The sequence below is a fragment of the Dactylosporangium darangshiense genome, assembly GCF_039537565.1.
GTDB classification, from domain to species: Bacteria; Actinomycetota; Actinomycetes; order Mycobacteriales; family Micromonosporaceae; genus Dactylosporangium; species Dactylosporangium darangshiense.
In genome coordinates this window covers 470,449-492,445 of sequence record NZ_BAABAT010000001.1, presented here as the reverse complement: position 1 = coordinate 492,445, position 21,997 = coordinate 470,449, and the positions used below count along the sequence as shown (strand labels likewise).

Below are 21,997 nucleotides of genomic sequence, written 5' to 3'. Positions count from 1 at the left end.
GCCGAGAGTTGGAACTTCACCTCTGCGTCGGCTAACCTGAACGAGCGTTAACATGAACGACCGTTCAGGAAGCCGTCGCGGAGGTCGCACCATGGAGGGTGATGCCCTCAACCAGCTGCGCAAACGGGTCGAGGCCGGTGGCGCGGAGAAGTACCACGCGGCCAACGCTGCGCGCGGCAAGCTCTTCGCCCGGGAGCGCGTCGCCCTGCTCGTCGACGAGGGTTCCTTCGTCGAGGACGGGATGTTCGCCAACGCCCTGGCCGACGGGCTGCCGGCCGACGGCGTGATCACCGGCACCGCCACGGTCGACGGGCGGCCTGTCTGCCTCATGGCCAACGACTCGACCGTCAAGGCCGGGTCCTGGGGTGCGCGGACCGTCGAGAAGATCATCCGGATCATCGAGAAGGCCTACGCCACCGGTGTCCCGATGGTGTACCTCGTGGACTCCGCCGGCGCGCGCATCACCGATCAGGTGGATCTCTTCCCCGGCCGCCGCGGCGCCGGGCGGATCTTCCACACCCAGGTCCGGGCCAGCGGCAGCATCCCGCAGGCCTGCGCGCTCTTCGGCCCCTCCGCCGCCGGCGGCGCCTACATCCCCGCGTTCTGCGACGTCGTGGCGATGGTCGAGGGCAACGCTTCGATGTACCTGGGCTCGGACCGCATGGTCGAGATGGTCACCGGCGAGAAGACGACGCTGGAGGCGATGGGCGGCGCGCGCGTGCACTGCGCCGAGAGCGGCGTCGGGCACTTCCTGTGCAAGACCGAGCAGGACGCCATTGATACGGTACGCCGCTATCTGTCCTACCTGCCCTCCAACTGGACGTCGGAGCCGCCCGCCGTTGCGGGACTGGCCGAGACCGGATTTCCCGAGATCCCGGCGAGCGAGCGCCAGGCCTTCGACATGCGCAAGGTCGTCAAGGGGCTGCTCGACGAGGGCTCGTTCTTCGAGATCCAGGCGCTCTGGGCGCGCGAGCTGACCGTCGGCTTCGGCCGCCTCGACGGCCGTGTCGTCGGCGTCGTGGCCAACAACTCGATGTTCAAGGGCGGCGTGCTCTTCGTCGACTCGGCCGACAAGGCGACCCGGTTCGTCCAGCTCTGCGACGCCTTCAACGTGCCGCTGCTGTTCCTCGCCGACGTGCCCGGTTTCATGGTCGGCTCGGCGGTGGAGAAGCAGGGCATCATCCGCCACGGCGCCAAGATGATCACGGCCATCTCCGAGGCGACGGTACCCAAGATCTGTGTCGTGGTCCGCAAGGCCTACGGCGCCGGCCTCTACGCGATGGCCGGACCGGGCTTCGAGCCCGACGCCACGATCGCCCTGCCGACGGCGAAGATCGCGGTCATGGGCGCCGAGGCGGCCGTCAACGCCGTCTACGCCAACAAGATCGCGGCGATCGAGGACGAGGCCGAGCGGGCCGCGTTCGTCGCCGAGCGGCGCGCCGACTACGAGCGCGACATCGACATCATGCGGCTGGCCAGCGAGCTCGTCGTCGACGCCGTCGTGGAGCCTTCGGCGCTGCGCGGCGAGCTCGTGCGCCGCTTCGCCGCGGCCCGGGCCAAGGACCGCGCGTTCTCACGGCGTCGCCACGGCGTCACGCCGGTCTAGAGGGGCGAACTGACCATGATTGACTTCACGCTGCCGGAAGAGCTGGAGGCGCTGCGCGACAGCGTCCGCGAGTTCGCCCACGATGTGGTCGCGCCGGTGATCGGCGACTACTACGAGCGGCACGCCTTCCCCTACGACCTGGTCCGCCAGATGGGCAAGATGGGGCTGTTCGGCCTGCCCTTCCCGGAGGAGTACGGCGGAATGGGCGGCGACTACTTCGCGCTGTGTATCGCGCTGGAGGAGCTCGCCCGGGTCGACTCGTCGATCGCGGTGACGCTCGAGGCCGGCATCTCGCTCGGCGCCATGCCGATCTACCGGTTCGGCACGCCGGCGCAGAAGGAGCACTGGCTGCCGAAGCTCACCTCCGGCGAGGCCCTGGCCGCCTTCGGGTTGACCGAGCCGGGCGCCGGCAGCGACGCGTCCGGCACGCAGACGCGCGCGGTGCTCGACGAGGCGACCGGCGAGTGGGTGATCAACGGGTCGAAGGCGTTCATCACCAACTCCGGCACCGACATCACCGTGCTGGTCACGGTCACCGCGGTCACCGGGGTCAACCCCGACGGCAGCAAGGAGCTCTCGGCGATCATCGTGCCGAGCGGCACGCGGGGGTTCACTGTCCAGCCGGGGTACTCCAAGGTCGGCTGGTGCGCCTCGGACACGCACGAGCTGAGCTTCGACGACGTGCGCGTGCCGGCCGGCAACCTGCTCGGGCAGCGGGGCCGCGGCTACGCGCAGTTCCTGCAGACGCTCGACGAGGGCCGGGTCGCCTTCGCCGCACTCGGCGTCGGGCTCGCGCAGGGCTGCGTCGACGAGTCGGTCTCCTACGCCCGGCAGCGGCACGCGTTCGGCAAGGCGATCGGGGAGTACCAGGCGATCCAGTTCAAGATCGCGGACATGGAGAGCCGGGCGCACACCGCCCGCCTGGCCTACTACGACGCCGCGAGCCGGCTGGTCAACGGGCGCGACTTCAAGCGGCAGGCCGCGATCGCGAAGCTGACGTCCAGCGACGCGGCGATGGTCAACGCGCGCGAGGCGACGCAGGTGCACGGCGGCTACGGCTTCATGAACGAGACGCCGGTCGGGCGCATGTACCGCGACGCCAAGATCCTCGAGATCGGCGAGGGCACGTCTGAGGTGCAGCGCATGATCATTTCGCGGTCGATGGGGCTGTAGGGGTCCTACACCGGCCAGGTATGTACTGGGACGTTCTCGTGCAGGCCCTCGGCGTACCGCTGGAGCATCCTTTGTAACGCCGTGGGCCGGTCCAGGCCGTCGCGCTCCTGCAGGCGCTGCACGACCTGGGTCTGCCAGGCGGCGCCGTTGCGCCCGGTGCGGCACCGGCCTTCGATCACGCCCAGCAGCCGGTCCCGCGTGGCCGGCTGCACCCCGAAGCGGTCCAGGCCGGCCGCGGCGATCGGCAGCAGCTCGTCGAGCACCAGGGCGGAGACGCCGATCTCGCCGCGCCCGGGCCAGAAGACGTGCGCGTCCAGGCCCTCGCGGGCGGCGGTGTGGAAGTTCTCCTCGGCGGCCGAGAAGGACATCTGCGTCCAGATCGGGCGGTCCTGCTCGCACAGCTCGCGGACGAGGCCGAAGTACAACGCCGCGTTGGCGAGCTGGTCGACCACCGTCGGGCCGGCGGCGAGCACCCGGTTCTCGACGCGCAGGTGGGGACGGCCGTTCATGATGTCGTACACCGGCCGGTTCCACCGGTAGATCGTGCCGTTGTGCAGGCGTAACTCGCCCAGGCGCGGCACGCCGCCGGCCTCGAGCACGGCCACCGGGTCCTCGTCCTCGGTGATCGGCAGCAGCGGCGGGAAGTAGCGGACGTTCTCCTCGAACAGGTCGAAGATCGAGGTGATCCAGCGCTCGCCGAACCAGACCCGCGGCCGCACGCCCTGCGCCTTGAGCTCCTCGGGCCGGGTGTCGGTGGCCTGCTCGAACAGCGCTATGCGGGTCTCGGCCCAGAGGTGTTTGCCGAAGAGGTACGGCGAGTTGGCGCCGACGGCGACCTGGATGCTCGCGATGGCCTGGGAGGCGTTCCAGTACATCGCGAAGTCCTCCGGCGCCACCTGCAGGTGGAACTGCACGCTGGTGCACGCCGACTCGCCCGCGATCGAGTCCGACTGGGCCTCGAGCCGCTCCTGCCCGCGGATGTCCAGCGTCATGTCCTCGCCGCGCGCGTTGATGATCTGGTCGTTGAGCAGCCGGTACCGCGGGTCGTCGGACATGTTCGCCAGCACCAGGTGCTCGGGGCGCAGCGTGGGCAGGATGCCGATGAGCACCAGCCGGGCGTCGGACTTGTGCGCGCGCTCGTCGGCGTGGACCAGGCTCGCGAGGACCTCGCGCTCGTACACGTCCAGCCCGTCGCCCTCGATCACGCGCGGCGCGACGTTGATCTCGAGGTTGAACTGGCCGAGCTCGGTCTGGAACGACGGATCGGCGAGGTCGGCGAGGACCTCGGCGTTGCGCATGGCCGGCTGCGCGTCCGGGTCGATGAGGTTGACCTCGATCTCCAGGCCGGTCATCGGCCGGTCGGAGTCGAACCGGAAATCGTTGAGCATGAGCGCGAAGACGTCGAGGCATCGGCGCACCTTCCGCCGATATCGAGCACGGTCCTCACGCGAGAACGAGCCCCGTGTGACGTCCTGGCCCATGCCTGCCCCCTGGCCCTCTTGGACCCCTCACGTTAGGAGCAGTCCAGGTGTACCGCTAGGGACAAAACAGACATCTGGTCAGCCGAGGGTGAGCAAAACCTTGCAGAGGGTGGGAGAATTCGCCCACCCTCTGCACGATGGTCAAACTCCGGCATTAGCCGTTGTTTGGATAAATGCCCTAGGACTGGCGCACGCCCTCGGCGCCGATCTCGATCTTGACCTTCTTGCCGACGAGCACGCCGCCGGTCTCGAGGGCCTGGTTCCAGGTGATGCCGAACTCCTCGCGGTCGATCTCGGTCGTCGCGCTGAAGCCGATGACCTCCTGGCCCCACGGGCTCTTGGCGTGCCCCTCGAACTCGACGTCGAGCTCGACCTCGCGGGTGACGTCGCGGATGGTGAGGTCGCCGACGAGCCGGAACTCGTTGCCGGACAGCCCGATCACGCGGGTGCTCTTGAACGTCAGCGCCGGCCACTGCTCGACGTGCAGGAAGTCGGGGCTGCGCAGGTGACCGTCGCGGTCGGCGACGCCGGTGTCGATGCTGGCGGCGTCGATGTTGACCTCGACGTGCGACTGCAGCGGGTCCTCGGCGATCACGATGCTGCCGCTGGCGCTGGTGAAGCCGCCGCGAACCTTGCTCACCATCATGTGCCGGGCGACGAAGCTGACCCGGGTGTGCGCGGGGTCGAGCTCGAACTTGCCGGGCGTGGGGATGGTGAGACCGTTGTACTCGCGGGTGTTCGCGGGTGCCGTCATGGTGACTCCCTCGTTGTGCGGTTGTGAAGAAGATTGCCGCAGCAAATATACACACGGCAGACTCTCGTTCGTCAAGTTCTCTGCTAGAGTTGCACTGTGACCGACGAAATGCTGGAAGACCCGCGAATCACCGCCATGGGCCTGTTCGTGGAGGCCTTCTCCGGGGTGAACGCGCGGCTCAACGTCCAGCTGGCCGAGCACGGTCTCGGCAACGTCGACTTCGAGGTGCTCGTGCGGCTCGCCCGCTCTCCGGGCGGCGAGCTGCGCATGACCGACCTGGCCGCGCAGACCGGCCTGTCGACCAGCGGCGTGACCCGGGTGGTGGACCGCCTGGAGCGCGACGGCCTGGCGACGCGGCGCGCCTGCCCGACGGACCGGCGCGGCTCGTTCACCGTGATCACGCCGGCCGGCTCGGCGAAGATGCGGGAGGTCCTGCCGGGGCATGTCGCGCTGATCGAGGAGTGGTTCACGGGCCGGTTGTCGCCGGCGGGCCTGGACGCCCTGCTGAGCGGCCTGCGGACGATCCGCGACGCGGTGCGCCCGGAGGCGACGTCGGGCGTGCCCTCCATGCGCCCGGCCGCCTGACTTCGCTCCATTTATCCGACAATTCAGCATTGAGTCAGCCCCCGAGGCCAGAGACGCTTTGTAGTCTACCGGCTGCTTTGGGTGACATTGTGGCGTTTCACGGGAAACATGCGTTCATGCGACATGGCGAAGGCATGTATGTCCGAAATTTCGGATATGCGCAGCTGATGCTTGCGACCCCGGGTCCGGGGGCGGATACCGGCAGAACTACCGGCAGGTCTGGGATCGGCCCGAGGTACAAGTCGGAAAAATCGGGTTTCAACCTTACCGGCTGGGCTAGCGTCGGCGGCCGGGGAGGTGCAGCGCGCCCCGGTGGGGCCGGCACGGACGAAGCTAGGTGGGCAGGCGTGTCAACGCAGCCAGGGGGTCTTCGTCCGTGCCCTTCAGAGCCGCCAGCAGCCGATGCTCTCGGGCCAGCAGTGCCATCCGCCCCCGCTCACGCAGGCCGGCCAGCTCCTCGATCGCCCGCTCCCGCTGGGGCGGCTCGGCGCTCGCGGCGAGGCCGGTGAGGGCCTCGAGCACGTCGCGTACGTCGTCGCGGCCCGCCAGCAGGTTCGCCGCCGACTCGAACGCGGCCGCCGCGGCCCGGCGGTCCCCGCGGGACAGCGCCAGGTAGCCCTCGATCAGCGCCGCCGTGCCGCTGCTGCCCGGAACCGCGGCCAGCTCGGCCAGCACCCCGGCGGCCTCGCTCGCGCGCCCGGCCTCGGCGAACGCCTGGCCGAGGGTGCCGAGGACGCGCACGCGATGGGTCGGGTCGCCGACCTCGGCGATCACGGCCGCGGCCTGCCGGGCCAGGGCGACCGCGTCGTCGAACCGGCAGTCCAGGCGCGCGACCTCGGCGAGGTTGGCCTCGGTGAGCGCCCGGATGCGCGTGTCGCCCGCCTCCGCCGCCCGCCGGCCGGCCGCCGCGAGCCGCCGCGCGGCCGTGGCGAGGTCGCCGGCAAGCACGTCGTTCCAGGCGAGGTTGTTCTGGGCGACGGCGATCTCGCGGACGCGGCCGGTGCGGATGGCCAGGCCCAGCACCAGCTCGTTGTGCTGGCGCGCCTCGTCGGTGCCGCCGAGCGCCTGCCAGATCCCGGCCACCAGCGCCCGCGCGGTGAGCTCGCCGATGACGTCGCCGCGCACGGTGAGCACCTGCACGGCCTCCTCGGTCGCGTACAGCTCGCCGACCCCGCGCCCGTGCGCCATCGCGAGCATGGCGGCGCCGACCTGGGCCCAGGCGCGCACCCCCGGATCGCACTCCTGCGTGCGCCGATCGTCGAGCAGCCGGCGCAGCAGCTGGTGCGCCTCGACGTCGCGGCCCCGCAGCCGGCACCAGCGCGGAATCGCGCCCGCCAGGCGCAGGGCGAGGTCCGGTTCGCGGACGGCGGTGTACCGCAGCGCCGTGCGAATGTCGCTGTTGAGGTAGTCCAGGCGTGAGACGGCGGCGGCACTGTCCGGCCCCGTGAGCCCCGCCGAGACGCGCACGACGGCGCGCGTGATGACCTCGGCGTGGCGCAGCCGGGCCGCGCGCAGCTCGCCCGCGTCCGCGCAACGCTCGGCGGCGAAGTCGAGCACCACGTCGAGCAGCCGGAAGCGCAGGTCGCCCGGCCCGCGCACGCTCACCAGGCCGAGCCCGACGAGCCGGTCCAGCACGGCCTCGACGTCCCCGACCACGCCGTCGAGCAGCGCCTCGGCGAGCTCCACGGACCACCGCCCGCGAAACGTCGACAGCCGCCGCAGCGCCGCCTGCTCCCGCTCGGCGAGCAGCTGATAGCTCGCCGCGACCGCGTCGCGCAGCCGATGCCCCGCCGGGTCCGTGGCCGCAAGATCAAGAACGCGGTTACCGTACCGCGACAGCAGCTCCGCCAGCTCCAACACCCGCCCGCGGGCCGCCGCCAGCTCGATCGCGAGCGGCAGCCCGTCGAACCGCCGCACGAGCTCGGCGATCGTGGGAATCTCGTCGTCGCGGGCCGGCTCGCGACGCACCAGCCGCAGCCGCTCCACGAACAGCGCAACGGCCGGGACCCGTCGTATCGCCGCCACGTCGACGCCGGCCTCGGACTCGGGCGCCGCCGGCGTCTCCAGCGGCAGGACCTGCCAGTCCACGGCCCCCGGCAGCTCCCCGGACAGCGGCCGCCGGCAGGTGGCGAGGATGCGCACGGTCGGCAGGCGCGCGCGCAGCCACCCGAGCGCCTCGACCACGGCGCGCGGCGAGCGGTCCACCCCGTCGAGCACGAGCAGCGCCGGACGTTCGCGGTGTGCGGCGTACCTCTCCACCAGCTCGTCCACGCGCGCGACCCCGAAGACGGCGGCGACTGCGGCAAAAATGTCGGTGGGCTGGGATATGTTCGTGATGGTGATGGAGACGGCGGTCCAGCCGGCGGCCGCCGCGGAATGCGCGACCGTGTGGGCCAGGCCGGTCTTGCCGACTCCGGCCATGCCGATGAGCGCGATGACCTCGGCCGCACGCCCGGGCGCGAGCTCGGCGGCCCCCTGCCCACCCGGTCCGGCAGCGGGGGCCTGACGGCTCGAGGCCGTCGTGGTGTCGGCGCTGTTCGCGGTCGGCACGCCGAGGAGCGCCAGCAGCTCGGCGATGTCGTTGTCGCGGCCGATGAGCGTCGGCAGCGTCGGCAGCGGCAGTGTGCCCCGGGACGACCGCACCGGGCTCGGGTCGACCGGCCGCTGTTCGCCGGGCTCTTGATGGCCAGCCCCTCGACTGCCGGCCTCTTGGTTGCCGGGCCCTTGGTTGCTGGACCCTTGGTTGCCGAACTGAGGGCTCGGGCCGCGCTGTGTGGGCACGTTCGGCGCGAGGCCTTGCGGAGTCCGCCGAGGCTGGGCCGCGTCGGACGTCGGCCCGGGCGTCGCGGCGGTGTGTCCGAGGTCCGCGTCCGCTCTTCGGGTGCGGTCGGTCCCCGCGATGCCGGCCTCCGGCACATCTGACCTGCCGTGATCCGAACTGGTATGTAACTCGCCGGTCGCCGGGTTGGACAGTGATGCGCGGCCCATGGCGGCGGACAGGAACGAATCGCGGTCCGGGCCGGTCAGGCCCAGGGCGTCGGCGAGCAGGGCGACCGTGTTGCGCTGCGGGCGGGCGACCCGGCCGCGCTCGAGCTCGCGCAGGGTGCGCACGCCGAGCCTGGCGCGGGTGGCCAGTTCGTCCTGGGTCAGTCCCCTGGCGAGGCGGCGGGCTCGCAGCGTCGCGGCGAAGGTCGCCCCGGCGTTTCGCGGATCATGATCCGCAACTGGAGACATGTTGTGGAAGGGTACGGGCGAAAGAGGGTCCGAAGAAGGCGGGCGTCGGAACCACGACCGTTGTCAATATCTCACGCTCGGGCCGGTTCCGGGACGCGGCGGCGGCGCAGGAACGGCGGGGCCCACCAGTTCCAGGCGTCCAGCATGGCCATGAGCGCCGGCAGCAGCAGGCCTCGGACGACCGTCACGTCGATGATGATCGCCACCGTCATGCCGACGCCGATCTCCTTCACTGCGACCAGGCCGCCCGCGGCGAAGCCGAGAAACACGATGCCGATGCAGATCGCGGCGGCGGTGACGACCGGGCCGGAGCGGGAGATGCCGCGCAGGACGGCACGGTTGGTGTCGGGGCGCTGGTCGTACTCCTCCTTGATCCGCGCCAGCAGGAACACCTCGTAGTCCATCGACAGGCCGAAGACGAACACGAACAGCAGCACCGGCGTCGTGAGGTCCAGGCCGCCCCACGAGTCGAAGAACAGCGGTACCTCGCCCCAGCCCCACTGGAACAGCACCACGAGCACACCCAGCGTCGCGGCGAGGGTCAGCAGGTTCATGAGGACGGCCTTGATCGGGATGACCACCGAGCGGGTCAGCGCGAAGAGCATCACCATGGTGACCAGCAGAACGATCAGCGCCGCGGCGGGCAGCCGCGAGGCCAGGGAGTTGCGGTAGTCCACGACCTCGGCGGCCGGGCCGGTGACCCACTTCGCGAACGGGGTGGGCATGGCGCGCACGCGGCGGACCAGGTCGTAGCCCTGCTCGCCGCCGACGCCGCCCTTCGGGGTCAGCTCGAGGACGGTCCAGCCGGCGGGCACCTTGTCGCGCAGGTCCTGGCGCAGCAGGTCCTGCGGCAGTTCGTTGGCGATGCGGTTCATCAGGTCCCGGACCTCGGCCCGCTCCGGGCCGGCCTGGACGAGCACGACGACCGGATCCGCCTCGTTGTTCAAGAACTTCGAGCTCATGATGTCGTACGCCTGGCGAGCCTCGTTCCCGCGCGGAAGCGCCCGGGCGTCGGAGTTGGCCAGGTTGGCACCCAGCAGGGGCGCGGCCAGGACCAGCAGGCCCACGGTCGCGAGCCCGGCGACCCGCCCCGGCTCCCGCTGCGCTCGCGCGGCGAGCCGCGCGAGCAGACCCTGGCGCTGCGTGGACGCGCCGCCTTCCCGGCGCTTCGACGCCGTGCCGTTGCGCGGCTCGGTCGCACTGTCCTTGCGCTGCGTGGGCACGGCGGATCGGCGGGCTTCGGGCGGTACACCTTGGCGGTGCTTGAACGGCAGCCGGAAGCCTTCGCCCTGCGGCCGGATGCGCGTGCCGGCGAGCGCGATGAGCGCCGGGACCAGCGTGAGCGCGGCCAGCGTCGCCACCGCCACGACCGCGGCGCCGCCGAGGGCGACCGCGGCGAGCAGCGGCTCGGCGAACGCGGTCAGGCCGGCCATGGTCAGCGCGACGGCCACGCCGGAGACGGCGACCGCGCGCCCGGCCCGGTCCATGGCCACGACCAGCGCTTCGTGCGGATCGTGACGGAGGCGCTCCTCGCGGTACCGGGCGACGATGAGCAGCGAGTAGTCCACCGCGAGGCCGATGCCGAGGAGGGTGACGACGTTCAGCGAGTACTCGCTCACGCGCGTCGCGTAGCTGATCCCGAGCAGCAGCAGGAGGGAGCCGGTGACGCCGGCGATCGCGACGGCCAGCGGCAGCGTGGCGGCGAGTATCCCGCCGAAGATGAGGAACAGCGCGACGAGCAGCGCGGCGAACGCGACGCTCTCGCCGATCGCCAGGTCGTGCACGGACTGGTCGGCGAACGCGCGCTCGGCGAGCTTGGTGCCGCCGACCCGGACCGTCGGCGCCTTGATCTGCTCCAGGCGCGCCTTGACCCGGTCCTCGAGCGCCTCGCGCGGCGCGTCGGCGAGCGCCGGGTCGAGCTCGACCTGGATCATCACGCTGCGGTTGTCGGCGCCGATGCGACCGCCGACGCCGGTGTAGAGATCGTTGACCTCCTTCACCCCGCGCAGCCCGCGGATCTCGCGCGCCGCGTCGGAGACGCTCGCGACGAGGTTCGGGTCGTACGGCGGCAACCCCTCGATGACCGCGAACACCAGCGCGCCGGTCGGGGCGAGCTCGTCGATGCGATGCTTGCCGACGGCGGACTCGCTGTCGGGGCGGTTCGTGTCCGTGGTGACCAGCCGGTCGAAGAGCCCCCCGCCGAACACCGCCCCGGCGATCGCCGCCACGAGCCACGCGCCGACGACGACCCAGCGGCCACGGTCCATGAGCGCGCCCAGTTTCACGAACATCGCAGTATGCAAGCACGCCTGGCGTACGCCGGACATCCTCCGTCCCGGCGGCCCGCCCCTCGCCCTTGCCCGCTCGCGGTCCTCGGCCGTCCGCTGGGGCGCGCCCTTTGTGTCCAGCGCCAATCGCAAATTTCGTGATCAGGCCTGCGCCGAAGCCGGAGCGGCTGCGGACGATACGCCGGCTGGTCCGACGATGACCGCGAACGTGCTCGTCGTCCGGGCGCGCGCTGCGGGTTTGAGGGGGTTCGGGTGGAGCGAAGCTCCCTCGGCGCGAGCGCAGCGAGCTTGAACAGCGGCTAGTCGGTGGGCTTGCCGCGGCCGCGCTTGGTGCGGCCGGTCGGCTTCGACGAGCTTGCGTCGTTGGCCGCCTCGCTCGGCCACAGCGGCGCGACGGAGGCGCGGCCGGAGCTCGTCGACGTGCTCGAGGACTTGGCCGGTGCGGGGTCCTCGTCGACGGTGTCCTCGGCGTAGGCGCGCTTGGCGGCGTCCGACGTGTACGTGCTGCCGGCGGAGTCGCTGCCGCCGTAGGCGCGCGACGGGGCGTAGGCGTCGGACTCGAGGTCGGTGGCGGAGTCGATCTCGCCGGCGCCGACGGAGACCGGCTCGCGGGAGCGGCTCGACGACGAGGCGTAGACCGGGTCGGTCGCGGACTCGTCGTCGTCGCCGCGGCGCGACTCGGCGGCGTCGGCCGCGGAGAGGGCGGCGGCCCAGTCGGAGTACTCGGCGGCGGAGCGGGCGTCGCGCTCGTCCGCGGCGGCGCGGCGCACGGCGCGGGCCCGGGCGCGGGAGCCGCGTGGGCCGACCGCGGAGACGATGACGGAGCCGGCCAGGCCGGCGAGCACCGCATACGGCGCGATCACGAACGCCGACAGGTGCTGGTCGTGCTCGCCGAGCGCGGGCGCGGCCAGGAAGTAGGCGACGGCCACTAGCAGCGGGCCGGCGGCGCCGGAGATCGCCACGCCGACGCGGTTGTCGCCTCGGCGGCCGGCCGGCCAGGCGGCGAGGCTGCCGATGACCAGGGCGATGGCGAGCATGAGCAGGGCGCCGGGCAGGTTGACCATGCCGTTCACCCAGGTCGCGTCGGTGAACTGCCAGGTGCCGAGCTGGGCGGCCGTGGCGGTGTCGCCGTCCGCTCGTACCACATCTGCGACCGCGACCACGGCGAGCGTCCACAGCCAGGCGGACGAGGCGATGATGTTCGCGGCGATGGCCCGGGCGGCGAGCGCGCCGACGGCGATGAGCAGGCCGAGGATGAGGCCGGCGATCGCGTACCCGCCGGCGGTGAAGTACGGCGCGGCGTTGTCCGGCCGCGGCAGGCGCGCCGGGATGGCGACGAGCGGGACGATGATGAGCGAGCCGACGGCCGCCGCGAGCGCGATCACCACGCGCCAGGCGATCATCAGGGCCTGCCCGCCGACGCTGTCGGGGTCGGCCGGGACGGGGGCGCCCGCGCCGGCGAGCCGGTCGGCGCACACGGCGCCGATGACCGTCGACGACGCGGCGAGCCACGTCACCCAGGCCAGGCTGCTCACCCAGACGGTCGCGCTGCTGCCGGTCGGCTGCCAGGCGATGATCCCCAGCCCGTACCCCAGCCCGAGCTGCGCCGCACCGGCGCCGGCCGCGACGCCGATCGCCGTGAATATAGAGGTTCCCCAGCTTCGTGCCGCCATGCCGCGCAGCGTACGCCCAGCCGTCCACACGGGCGAGTCTTAGTCGCGGGAACGTCAGCGCCCCGTCGTGCGCCGTGTTAGAGGCGTTCGCGGATGGGCAGGTTGGCGCGGGCGGGCGGACAAGTCGGACAAGGTGGTGAACTGGAGGTATGTCGAACAGCGCGGACAGCTCGCCCGATCAGGCCGGTGCGGGACGGCCCGGCGACGACCGGGACGATACCGACGCCACGCGCATCAACCCGCCCGCGGACGACGAGACGACCCGGCCCCGCCCCGCTGCGCCGGAGCCCGGCGACGAGACGACCCGGCTCCGCCCCGCCGCGCCGGAGCCCGGTGAGGAGCCGACGCAGCCGTACCGACCTGCGCCGGAGCGCGGCGACGAGACGACCCAGCCGCGCCGAGCCGCGCCGGAGCCCGGTGAGGAGCCGACGCAGCCGTACCGACCTGCGCCGGAGCCCGGCGACGAGACGACCCAGCCGCGCCGGCCGCGCGGCGGCGACGAGACGCAGGTTCACCCGCGTGTGCGATCCGACGCGACGTCGGCGTACCCGCCGGCGGGCGAGGAGACGACGCAGCCGCACCGCGCCGCGGACGCCGATGCCACGCGGGCCCATCCGGCCGGGGACGCGGACGTCACGCGGGCCCATCCGGCCGAGGACGCCGACGCCACGCGGAGGCAGGCGCCGCGGGATGCGACCCGGGTGCAGCCGGGGGAGGGCGAAGGAACGCGGGTGCAGCCGCCGGCCGACGACGGGGCGCGGTGGTCGGCGCGCGCCGGAGTGCCGCAGCCCGGCGACCCCGCGCTGCGCCGACCCGCGCCGCAGGAGTGGGTGGAGGAAGAGGATCCGTATCAGGGGCGGTCCTGGCTGAGGCCGGTCTTCGTGGGCATGGTGGCGTTGGTGATGGTCGCCGCGCTGGCCTTCGGGTTGTTCCTCATCTATCGCGCGACCGTGAACGGGCAGAACGCGCCCGGCGGGGTCGAGCCGAGCGTCGTCACGACCTTGCCGTCGCCGCCCGCGCCGACGACGTCGCCGCCGGCGGCCACCTCCGAGGCGCCAACCTCGCAGGCCCCGACCTCGAGCGCGCCGCCGCCGGGGCAGGTCGTGATCCCGGCCCTGCGCGGCAACACGCTCGCCGATGCCACGGTGAAGCTGCAGGTGCTCGGGCTGAACGTCGAGGTGGAGCGCAAGGCCGACGGCTCGCTGCCGCCGGGCGAGGTGCTCTCCACGCGGCCCGGCGAGGGCGAGACGGTCAACGCGGGGGACACGGTCACCCTGATCGTGGCTGCTCCGGTGTCATCCCCGGCCAAGCCGGGCCCGAGTGCGTCGGCGAGCGACTGAGAGAAAGACGTAGGGCCACGCGCTACGAGAGCTGCCGGCCACCTCGCCCGCCGGTCCGCACCCGGACCGGGGAGGTGGCCGGCAGCGCTGTTCAGGCGACGGCGACCGGAACCCGGGCGCGCGTCAGTGTGTTGGCGCGCTGGTTGCGGGCGACGAAGCCGGGCCGCAGGCCCAGGAGCTGGACGAAGATGGTGCGGCGTTCGACTGCGTCGCCGGCCGCGTTGAGCTGGTACCCGTCCAGCCAGGCCCAGCCGTCGTATGTCTGCCAGTCGTGCACTCTGATCACCCGGAACAGTATTGGCTGTGCGAACTGGACGCTCGCGGTCCTGGTCACGCGCAGCACGTCACCGGTCCTCGGCAACACGGTGGGACTCCCGTCTTCCGTCGGCTAATGGGAAGGTCGGTTTGGGGCCTATCGCGGTGATTTGGGCCCTTGACCGCCGATCGGTTGGATCGTTTGTCGCTGCGTCCGCCTGGGACGGATTGATCGGGCAAGTGAACAATCCGTGACCCCAGCCACACGCACAGGTTGCCCGAGAATCCTGATCAATGCAACTTGCAAAAGAAATTTTCCACCGCAGGTATGAGTCGCCGATTGTCCTGTCTCGTCGCCTTGCATGGCTTTACGATGTTGCGCTGATCTATACGTAAGTTATCTACGTAGGTCCCGCAGCGCGGAGGTGCGACAACGTGGCAAGTCGACGTGGCAGCCCCACCCTCCGACGACGGCAGCTGGGCATGGAACTGCGACGGCTGCGCGAGGCCGCGCGCGTCACCATCGACCAGGTGGCCGACCGGCTCGAGTGCTCCGGATCCAAGATCTCCCGGATCGAGACCGGCCAGACCGGCGTCACGCCCCGCGACGTCCGCGACATGCTGGACATTTACGGCGTTGACCCCGAATACGCCGACCAACTGCTGAAGATCGCGCGCGAGGCGCGGCAGAAGGGTTGGTGGCAGCTCTACGGCGACGTGCTCACGAGCGCCTACGTCGGGCTCGAGGCCGCGGCCGACCACATCCGCTCCTACGAGGCACTCGTCGTGCCCGGACTGCTGCAGACCGAGGAGTACGCGCAGGCGATGATCCACGCCGCCCGCCCCGACATCGGCGCCACGGATGTCGAGAAACGGGTGCGTGTCCGAATGGGCCGCCAGTCGTTGCTCACTCAGGATGACCCGATCGATCTCTGGGTGGTGCTGGACGAGGCTGTCCTTCGCCGCCCGATCGGTGGAAGGGCGGTCATGCGCCGGCAGCTCGAGCACCTGAGCCTGGCGGCGACCTGGCCGAACGTGACCCTGCAGGTCCTGCCCTTCTCCGCCGGCGCGCATGCCGGGATGGATGGGGCATTCACGATGTTGCTGTACGACGAGTCAGCCGGGCAGAACTTCGTGTTCGCCTCGAACGCTGCCGGCGGGCTCTTCCTCGAGAAGGACGACGAGCTTCAGCGCTACGGATTCATCTTTGACTACTTGCGCGCCAACGCACTCCGTCCGGACGAGTCAGTGTCGATGTTCGTGAAGCTGACAAAGGAGCTGTAGTGGAAATCGAAGCCAAGGGCTTCAGCGTGAACCTCGATGGTGCCGCGTGGCGCAAGAGCACCCGCAGCGGTCCGTACTCGGACAACTGCGTCGAGGTCGCGTTCGTCGGTGGGGCTGTGGCGCTCCGCGACTCGAAGGACAAGGCCGGCGCGGTACTGCTGTTCACTCCGGAGGAGTGGCTGGCCTTCGTCGACGGCACCAAGGACGGCGAGTTCGATCTGGCGTGACGCGCGCCGGGGCGCAACCGGCCGGCCCGTTTCCGCGGCGTGATGCCTGCGGGGCGGGCCGGTTTGTTTCGTGGCTCCGGCGTGGTCGTTACGCGCACCTGCCTGTCTATCGACAGGTCGATCCGCAACCTGTAGAAAGCAGGGAGGACTCGACCTGGGGAGGTCGGACGGGCTCCGGGTGCGCCGAAAACGCGCGACCGGGGCCCGTCAGGTACTGCCGGTCGGCGCGACACACGGCGAACCGCGCGTCGCCATTGCGGCGTGGCCGGCGCACCGCGAATCGGACAGCGCCCCCGAAAAGTGGACGGCACGCCGCGAATGGGCGGAGATCTGCCTCGAGACCGGCGCCGACCGGCCGATTTGGGTGGTTGCGCAAGATCAGTGAAATCGGCCGAATGCCCGATTGGTACGGAACGTTCGGCCCCCGGCGGTGTCGCAAAGTTGATGGTCGATCTTGAAATGTCCGCTTAGCTTGGGTCGGGTTCGCCGGTGGTAACGGGGAGGCAAGGGTGAGTGACGTGTCCGATCTGATCTTCGCAGTCGTGAGCGGTGTCGGCCTGCTGGCCCTGAGTATTGGCGCGTTCGGCGTCCTGGACGCCTACAACAAGCGCGGCATCGGCGAGAAGCGCGTCGACTGGTTGGTCGGGCTCTACGCACTCGGTGTCGTCGCGAACATCGTCGCCTACGTGATGCTCGACCGCTGGTACATCGCCGCGCCGCTGGCGCTGATGCTGTGGCCGGCCGAGCGCGCCTTCGACAAGCGCGGGACGTTCAAGCGCCGCACCGCCAAGGTCGACGCGATCACGGGCCGCTGATGCGGCCGCGGCCGGTTGATCGGCCGTTGGTGTGATATTTCGGACATTGTTGGTTGGTCCCGCTAGCCGGGACGGCCGAACGCACGGATGGGCGCCCTAGGGGCGCCCATCGGCGTTGTGGGGCACTTTCCTTCGGAGCACCGCAGCGCACCGCCGGCCCGCTTCCGCGCTTCGCGCGAGCCAGGGCAGGCACGACCGGGCAACCGACGCAGACGCGCCCAGGCCCCGTAGAGCGGGCGCTGGGCGCGTCGGGCGCGGCTCAGACCGCGAAGCTGGTCAGGGGCTCTGTTGCCGGGGCGGGCGGCGCGGCGCGCCACACGCGGGTCTTCTGGGCGCCGAGGCGGGCCAGGTAGTTCGGGTTGAGCAGGATGTAGCGGCGCCAGAGGCGGCGGGGCTCGAGGCCCAGGCGCCAGAGCCACTCGAGGGCGTAGCGCTGCATCCACGGCGGCGGGTTCTTCAGGCCGCCGGCGTGGTAGTCGAAGGCGGCGCCGACGGCGAGCATCGGGGCGTCGACCAGGTGCTTCATCGCGTAGACGAAGACCTCCTGGCGCGGGCAGCCGAGGCCGACCATGACGACCCGCGCGCCGGAGGACTTGATGCGCGCGGCGATCTGCTCGGGCTCGCCGGGCTGGGCCGTGCGGAACTTCGACGGCTCCATGCCGGCGATCTTCAGCGCGGGGAAGCGCTCGTGCAGCTTCCCGGCCAGGCGGTCCAGGGTCTCCTGGGTCGAGCCGTAGAAGTACACCGGCAGGCCCTCGGCGGCGCTGGACTCCAGGACCTTGAGCGTCAGGTCGGGGCCGTAGACGCGGTCGGCCAGCTGCGCGTGGTGCAGCAGGTTGAGTGCCCACCGCACCGGCTGGCCGTCCGGGGTCACCAGGTCGAACGAGTTGAGGCGGGCGCCGTGCGCCTTGTCCTGCACGCCCGTCATGACGCCGTGCACGGCCAGCGCCGTGACCGCGAGCGAGCCGCCCTCGCGGGCAGCGCCCATCACCTTGTCGACGGCACTGTCGTAGTCGACGGCGCTGACCTCGACGCCGAGGACGTTGTGCTTGCCTCTGTCAATCACGGCCGATCCGTCTCAGGCTTCCGGGGTCCACTTGTCGACGTTGGCCTCGTAGATCTCCTGGCAGATCATCGGCACGTCGTAGACCTGCTTCCAGTCCGGGTAGTCCAGCTGGAAGCTCTCGTTGGAGCCGATCCACCAGATGTGGTCGCCGACGCGGTTGGCCTCGTGGTACTCGGTGACCATCTCGTTGCCGGTGATGCGCTGCGCCAGGGCGAACGCCTCCAGCATCGAGGTGTTGGAGTGGCGGCCGCCGCCGAGGTTGTACACGGCCGCGGAGCGCGGGTTGCGGAAGAAGGCCTCGAAGGCGCTGGTCACGTCGTGGCTGTGGATCGCATCGCGGACCTGCTTGCCCTTGTAGCCGAACATCCGGTAGGTCCGGCGCTCCATGTTGCAGCGCATCACGTAGGCGAGGAAGCCGTGCAGCTCGGTGGCCGAGTGGGCGGGGCCGGTGAGGGTGCCGCCGCGGAAGCAGGCGGTCTTCATGTCGAAGTAGCGGCCGTACTCCTGCACCATGACGTCCGCGGCGACCTTGGAGGCGCCGAAGACGGAGTGCAGGCAGGCGTCGATCGACATGTCCTCTTTGATGCCGTTCTCGTACTCGTGCCCGGGCTCGATCTCCCAGCGGGTCTCGAGCTCCTGATACGGCAGGCTGTTGGGCCGGTCGCCGTAGACCTTGTTGGTCGAGCAGTGGATGAACGGCGCCTCGATGCAGTGCTCGCGGACGTTCTGCAGCAGGTTGAGCGTGCCGCCGGCGTTGACGTCGAAGTCGGTGAAGGGGTCGCGGACCGCCCAGTCGTGTGACGGCTGGGCCGCCGTGTGGATCACCACGGCGATGTCCTTGCCGTAGCGCTGGAAGATGCCGGCGACGGCGTCGCGATCGCGGATGTCCACGTCGTGATGCGTGTAGGCCTCACCGAGGTCACTCGTCAGGCGGACAACGTTCCACGCGGTGGAGGCCTCGTTGCCGAAGAACCGCTTGCGCATGTCGTTGTCGATGCCGACGACGTCCAGCCCGAGGGACGCGAAGTGCCGCACCGCCTCAGAGCCGATGAGGCCGGCCGAGCCGGTGACCAGTGCAACGCTCACGAGGAGAACTCCCAAGGATGACGGCGTAGTCCAAACCGTTTCGGAGCATACCGTGAGTCGCGGGGAGCCTCTTGCCGCCGCTGTGGGCCGGAGTCATGTATTTGACCATCGGGAAATGGCGAAGGGCCCGTGCCTTCCGGCGCGAGCCCTCACATCAGCGGTGGGGAAGGGGGGAGTTGAACCCCCACGCCCTTTCGGGCACACGGACCTGAACCGTGCGCGTCTGCCATTCCGCCACTTCCCCTGGGACCCTGGAGTGACTTCCTTGGGCCCTGGCGCGTCAGAGCATAACCTAAGTCCCACTCGGCGAAATCACCGGGTAGGCACTAGGCTTCCCTGGGCGCCACGGAAGAGTAGCACGGGCCAGCCGGTCAGCTTGCATACGGGCGTGCGACGTCCGGATACCATCATGGCCTCGGAACCCGAGGAGGAACCGGTGAGTGTGCTGCAGCGCTTTGAGAAGCGCCTTGAGGGCCTGGTCGAGGGGGCCTTCGCAAAGGTCTTCAAGGGGGTCGTCCACCCCGTGGAGATCCTCAACGCCATGCAACGGGAGGCGGAAGCCCACAAGGCAATTCTGGCAGGCGGGCGCACGCTCGTGCCGAATCGCTACGTGATCGACCTGTCGCCCTATGACCACAGTCGGCTGGCGCCGTACGCCGCCGCGCTCGCGCAGGAGCTTGCGCAGTCGCAGGCGGAGTTCATCGGCGAGCAGGGCTGGACGGTGTACGGCGACGTCATCGTCGAGATCGAGCGCGGCGACGGGCTGGACACGGGCATGTTCCGGGTGACCGCTGAGGTCTACACCGGCGCCGACGTGGCTCAGCCGCCGCCGCCGGACCCGTATGGCGGCTACAACCAGGGTGGCGGCGGCTACGGCCCCCCGCCCGGAGGCCCCGGCGGGCCGGCCCGCAACGTTCGACTGGTGTCCGGCGACGGGCGAAGCTACCCTCTGTCGATCGGTTCGACCGTGATCGGCCGGGGCGACCAGGCCAACATGCGGCTCCCCGATGTCGGGATCTCGCGTCGTCACGCGCGGCTCGACTTCGACGGGGCTCAGGTCGTACTGACCGATCTCGGCTCCACGAACGGCACGATGGTCAACGGTCAGCGCGTCTCTGCGGTCGCGCTGAACCCGGGTGACATGATCCAGCTCGGCACGACCACGCTGACTTACCGCGTGGATGGATGACCGTACGTTACGTAGGCGGATCTGAATGAGCGCGTCGTAGATGGAATTTGTCATCACGGTTGCCCGGTACGGGCTGCTCGTGCTGCTGTGGATCTTCGTGTTCACAGTGGTGGGAGTGATCCGCCGGGACCTGTTCGCGGGCTCGCGTTCGAGCCGGATCGTCGCCGCACCCCGGGGGGTTGGTGCGGTGACGGCTCCTGGCCGTCCTGCGAAAGTCAAGCGCGGGAAGACCGCAAACCAGCTCTTCGTCACCGCCGGTGCGCTGGCGGGCACTCGCATCACCCTCGGCGAGGCGCCCATCACCATCGGTAGGGCCGAGGACTCGACGCTGGTGATCACCGACGACTACGCCTCGTCCAGGCACGCCCGCCTCGTGCCGCGCGCCGGCCAGTGGTACCTAGAGGATCTCGGCTCGACCAACGGGACGTACCTCGACAAGACCAAGGTCAGCGCACCTACCCCCGTCCCCCTCGGCGTGCCGATTCGCATCGGCCGCACATCTCTCGAGTTACGGCCATGACCCTCACCTTGCGCTATGCGGCTCGCAGCGACCGCGGTCTGATCCGGAGTGGCAACCAGGACTCCGTGTACGCCGGACCGCGGCTGCTTGCCGTGGCCGACGGCATGGGCGGCATGGCCGCCGGTGACGTCGCCAGCAACATTGTCATCGCCACCATGGCGCCACTCGACGAAGACGTGCCCGGTAACGCCATGATCGACACCCTTCGGGGCGCCGTCGACCTGGCCAACCAGCAGATCCGGGATGCGGTTGAGGAGAACCCGGCCATGGAGGGCATGGGTACGACCCTGACCGCCATGCTGTTCTCCGGCTCCAAGATGGGCATGGTCCATATCGGCGACTCCCGTGCGTACCTTGTGCGCGACGGGGAGTTCGCCCAGGTGACCAAGGACGACACCTACGTCCAGATGCTCGTCGACGAGGGCCGCATCAGCCTCGAAGAGGCCAACAGCCACCCGCAGCGATCCCTGCTGACCCGGGCGCTGGACGGCCGCGACGCGGACCCTGAGTACTCCGTGCGCCAGGTCAAGCCCGGCGACCGGTACCTGCTGTGCAGCGACGGGCTCTCCGGTGTGGTGAGCGCGGAGACCATCGAGTCGACGCTGCGCGAGTACGTCGACCCCAACCAGTGCGCCGGGCGGCTCATCGAGCTCGCCCTGCGCGGCGGTGGGCCCGACAACATCACCGTGATCGTCGCCGACGTGACCGACGAGGACATCGTCGAGGAGCGGCCGATCGTGGGCGGCGCCGCCGCCCAGGACCGGGGCATGGCGACCTCTGCCGACCAGTCGATGTCCTCGGCCCGGGGCGCCGCGCTCGCCGCGCCGCGTCCGCCGGTGCCGGACGACCCCGCCGACCCGCGCGGGCACACCGCCGCCGCGGCGCAGTCGCAGGAGGAGGGGGAGCCGCGCTCCCGCCGCCACCCGCTGCGCACGGCGATCCTCCTCGTGGTGCTGCTCGGGCTGCTTGGCGGCGGGCTCTGGTACGGCTGGAGCGTGACACAGTCGCGGTACTACGTCGGCGCCACCGACGCCGGCCGGGTTGCGATCTTCAAGGGCGTGCCCGGCAAGATCGCCTGGCTGCACCTGTCGGAGGTCTACCAGGAGAGCCCCACGCTCACCCTGGACGACCTGACGCCGGCCGCTCAGGGCAACGTCAGGCAGGGCATCCAGGTCGACAACCTCCAGCAGGCCCAGGACAAGATGGCCGACCTGGAGGACCCGAGCAACCCCTCGCGCAAGCAGGCCTGCCCGACGGCGCAACCTTCGGACTCCGCAACGGCGTCCATCTCCGTGTCGACCCCCACCAGCGGCGGCGTCAGCGCGCCCGCCAACGACCCGGCCGGCACGCCGTCCTCCACGGGCGGGCCGACCGCGACCTCCACGCCGACCCCGACCCCCGCGGCAAGCTGCTGACAGCGC

18 protein-coding genes and 1 tRNA gene are annotated in these 21,997 nt (G+C 70.8%); 10 read left to right on the top strand and 9 right to left on the bottom strand.

Features of this window, described 5'->3' with window-relative positions; genetic code table 11:
• The first annotated feature begins 91 nt into the window (after nt 1–91).
• Together ABD901_RS02150 and ABD901_RS02145 are read left to right on the top strand one after the other, a co-directional pair.
• Nucleotides 92–1,606, top strand: coding sequence for an acyl-CoA carboxylase subunit beta (locus tag ABD901_RS02150; RefSeq protein ID WP_345120544.1), 1,515 nt, complete (start codon nt 92–94; stop codon nt 1,604–1,606).
• An 18-nt stretch (nt 1,607–1,624) separates the two neighbouring features.
• Nucleotides 1,625–2,779 (top strand): acyl-CoA dehydrogenase family protein, encoded by a 1,155-nt coding sequence (locus tag ABD901_RS02145; protein WP_345121128.1) that lies wholly within the window; start codon nt 1,625–1,627, stop codon nt 2,777–2,779.
• A gap of 5 nt (nt 2,780–2,784) precedes the next feature.
• On the opposite strand, the gene ABD901_RS02140 is transcribed toward ABD901_RS02145, so the two are convergent.
• On the bottom strand, nt 2,785–4,260 hold the full coding sequence (locus ABD901_RS02140) for a glutamate-cysteine ligase family protein (RefSeq protein WP_345120542.1): 1,476 nt from the start codon (nt 4,258–4,260) through the stop codon (nt 2,785–2,787).
• A 178-nt stretch (nt 4,261–4,438) separates the two neighbouring features.
• Entirely contained in the window at nt 4,439–5,014 is a 576-nt protein-coding gene (locus ABD901_RS02135) for a YceI family protein (protein WP_345120540.1), read from the bottom strand.
• 96 nt (nt 5,015–5,110) lie between these two features.
• Here ABD901_RS02135 and ABD901_RS02130 point away from each other — a divergent pair, with 96 nt between their 5' ends.
• Complete coding sequence (locus tag ABD901_RS02130) at nt 5,111–5,599, top strand: MarR family winged helix-turn-helix transcriptional regulator (protein ID WP_380137433.1); 489 nt, start codon at nt 5,111–5,113, stop codon at nt 5,597–5,599.
• 333 nt (nt 5,600–5,932) lie between these two features.
• Here the strand turns inward: ABD901_RS02130 and ABD901_RS02125 are convergent, their stop codons facing one another.
• From ABD901_RS02125 to ABD901_RS02115, 3 genes are all read right to left on the bottom strand, one after another.
• The gene (locus tag ABD901_RS02125) at nt 5,933–8,833 is read right to left on the bottom strand and encodes a helix-turn-helix domain-containing protein (protein ID WP_345120538.1); all 2,901 of its coding nucleotides are present in this window, start codon (nt 8,831–8,833) and stop codon (nt 5,933–5,935) included.
• A 71-nt stretch (nt 8,834–8,904) separates the two neighbouring features.
• Nucleotides 8,905–11,124 carry an MMPL family transporter gene (locus ABD901_RS02120; RefSeq protein WP_345120536.1) on the bottom strand — a complete coding sequence of 740 codons (2,220 nt, stop codon included), beginning with the start codon at nt 11,122–11,124 and terminating at the stop codon, nt 8,905–8,907.
• Nucleotides 11,125–11,420: 296 nt separating this feature from the next.
• Nucleotides 11,421–12,794: a hypothetical protein gene (locus ABD901_RS02115; RefSeq protein ID WP_345120534.1), complete on the bottom strand. Its 1,374-nt coding sequence runs from the start codon at nt 12,792–12,794 to the stop codon at nt 11,421–11,423.
• Nucleotides 12,795–12,943: 149 nt separating this feature from the next.
• Between ABD901_RS02115 and ABD901_RS02110 the strand changes: the two genes are divergently transcribed.
• Complete coding sequence (locus ABD901_RS02110; RefSeq protein ID WP_345120532.1) at nt 12,944–14,134, top strand: PASTA domain-containing protein; 1,191 nt, start codon at nt 12,944–12,946, stop codon at nt 14,132–14,134.
• 91 nt (nt 14,135–14,225) lie between these two features.
• Here ABD901_RS02110 and ABD901_RS02105 read toward each other — a convergent pair whose 3' ends face one another.
• Nucleotides 14,226–14,498 carry a hypothetical protein gene (locus tag ABD901_RS02105; protein WP_345120531.1) on the bottom strand — a complete coding sequence of 91 codons (273 nt, stop codon included), beginning with the start codon at nt 14,496–14,498 and terminating at the stop codon, nt 14,226–14,228.
• Nucleotides 14,499–14,872: 374 nt separating this feature from the next.
• On the opposite strand from ABD901_RS02105, the gene ABD901_RS02100 reads away from it, so the two are divergent.
• From ABD901_RS02100 to ABD901_RS02090, 3 genes are all read left to right on the top strand, one after another.
• The gene (locus ABD901_RS02100) at nt 14,873–15,673 is read left to right on the top strand and encodes a helix-turn-helix domain-containing protein (protein ID WP_380137421.1); all 801 of its coding nucleotides are present in this window, start codon (nt 14,873–14,875) and stop codon (nt 15,671–15,673) included.
• Nucleotides 15,673–15,900: a DUF397 domain-containing protein gene (locus ABD901_RS02095; RefSeq protein ID WP_345120528.1), complete on the top strand. Its 228-nt coding sequence runs from the start codon at nt 15,673–15,675 to the stop codon at nt 15,898–15,900. The genes ABD901_RS02100 and ABD901_RS02095 overlap by 1 nt, the downstream gene beginning before the upstream one ends.
• 518 nt (nt 15,901–16,418) lie before the next feature.
• Nucleotides 16,419–16,715, top strand: a complete 297-nt coding sequence (locus ABD901_RS02090) for a hypothetical protein (RefSeq protein ID WP_345120527.1) — start codon at nt 16,419–16,421, stop codon at nt 16,713–16,715.
• A gap of 259 nt (nt 16,716–16,974) precedes the next feature.
• Here ABD901_RS02090 and ABD901_RS02085 read toward each other — a convergent pair whose 3' ends face one another.
• The 3 genes from ABD901_RS02085 to ABD901_RS02075 all read right to left on the bottom strand — a co-directional run bounded on the left by ABD901_RS02085 (nt 16,975) and on the right by ABD901_RS02075 (nt 19,111).
• On the bottom strand, nt 16,975–17,781 hold the full coding sequence (locus tag ABD901_RS02085) for a WecB/TagA/CpsF family glycosyltransferase (protein WP_345120526.1): 807 nt from the start codon (nt 17,779–17,781) through the stop codon (nt 16,975–16,977).
• A gap of 12 nt (nt 17,782–17,793) precedes the next feature.
• The gene (locus ABD901_RS02080; protein WP_345120525.1) at nt 17,794–18,867 is read right to left on the bottom strand and encodes an NAD-dependent epimerase/dehydratase family protein; all 1,074 of its coding nucleotides are present in this window, start codon (nt 18,865–18,867) and stop codon (nt 17,794–17,796) included.
• A 161-nt stretch (nt 18,868–19,028) separates the two neighbouring features.
• Nucleotides 19,029–19,111 (bottom strand) — tRNA-Leu (locus ABD901_RS02075).
• 192 nt (nt 19,112–19,303) lie between these two features.
• On the opposite strand from ABD901_RS02075, the gene ABD901_RS02070 reads away from it, so the two are divergent.
• The 3 genes from ABD901_RS02070 to ABD901_RS02060 are packed head-to-tail and all read left to right on the top strand — an operon-like array spanning nt 19,304 to nt 21,991.
• Entirely contained in the window at nt 19,304–20,056 is a 753-nt protein-coding gene (locus ABD901_RS02070; RefSeq protein ID WP_345120524.1) for an FHA domain-containing protein, read from the top strand.
• A 40-nt stretch (nt 20,057–20,096) separates the two neighbouring features.
• The gene (locus tag ABD901_RS02065; RefSeq protein WP_345120523.1) at nt 20,097–20,576 is read left to right on the top strand and encodes an FHA domain-containing protein FhaB/FipA; all 480 of its coding nucleotides are present in this window, start codon (nt 20,097–20,099) and stop codon (nt 20,574–20,576) included.
• Nucleotides 20,573–21,991, top strand: coding sequence for a PP2C family protein-serine/threonine phosphatase (locus tag ABD901_RS02060; protein ID WP_345120522.1), 1,419 nt, complete (start codon nt 20,573–20,575; stop codon nt 21,989–21,991). The genes ABD901_RS02065 and ABD901_RS02060 overlap by 4 nt, the downstream gene beginning before the upstream one ends.
• Nucleotides 21,992–21,997 lie beyond the last annotated feature (6 nt).

What these genes read in the sequence shown, in the direction of transcription:
- ABD901_RS02100 (WP_380137421.1), top strand. Translation starts at nt 14,873, where the DNA reads ATGGAACTGCGACGGCTGCGCGAGGCCGCGCGCGTCACCATCGACCAG.
- ABD901_RS02150 (WP_345120544.1), top strand. Translation starts at nt 92, where the DNA reads ATGGAGGGTGATGCCCTCAACCAGCTGCGCAAACGGGTCGAGGCCGGT.
- ABD901_RS02125 (WP_345120538.1), bottom strand. Translation starts at nt 8,833, where the DNA reads ATGTCTCCAGTTGCGGATCATGATCCGCGAAACGCCGGGGCGACCTTC.
- ABD901_RS02120 (WP_345120536.1), bottom strand. Translation starts at nt 11,124, where the DNA reads ATGTTCGTGAAACTGGGCGCGCTCATGGACCGTGGCCGCTGGGTCGTC.
- ABD901_RS02135 (WP_345120540.1), bottom strand. Translation starts at nt 5,014, where the DNA reads ATGACGGCACCCGCGAACACCCGCGAGTACAACGGTCTCACCATCCCC.
- ABD901_RS02110 (WP_345120532.1), top strand. Translation starts at nt 12,944, where the DNA reads ATGTCGAACAGCGCGGACAGCTCGCCCGATCAGGCCGGTGCGGGACGG.
- ABD901_RS02065 (WP_345120523.1), top strand. Translation starts at nt 20,097, where the DNA reads ATGGAATTTGTCATCACGGTTGCCCGGTACGGGCTGCTCGTGCTGCTG.
- ABD901_RS02060 (WP_345120522.1), top strand. Translation starts at nt 20,573, where the DNA reads ATGACCCTCACCTTGCGCTATGCGGCTCGCAGCGACCGCGGTCTGATC.
- ABD901_RS02140 (WP_345120542.1), bottom strand. Translation starts at nt 4,260, where the DNA reads ATGGGCCAGGACGTCACACGGGGCTCGTTCTCGCGTGAGGACCGTGCT.
- ABD901_RS02115 (WP_345120534.1), bottom strand. Translation starts at nt 12,794, where the DNA reads ATGGCGGCACGAAGCTGGGGAACCTCTATATTCACGGCGATCGGCGTC.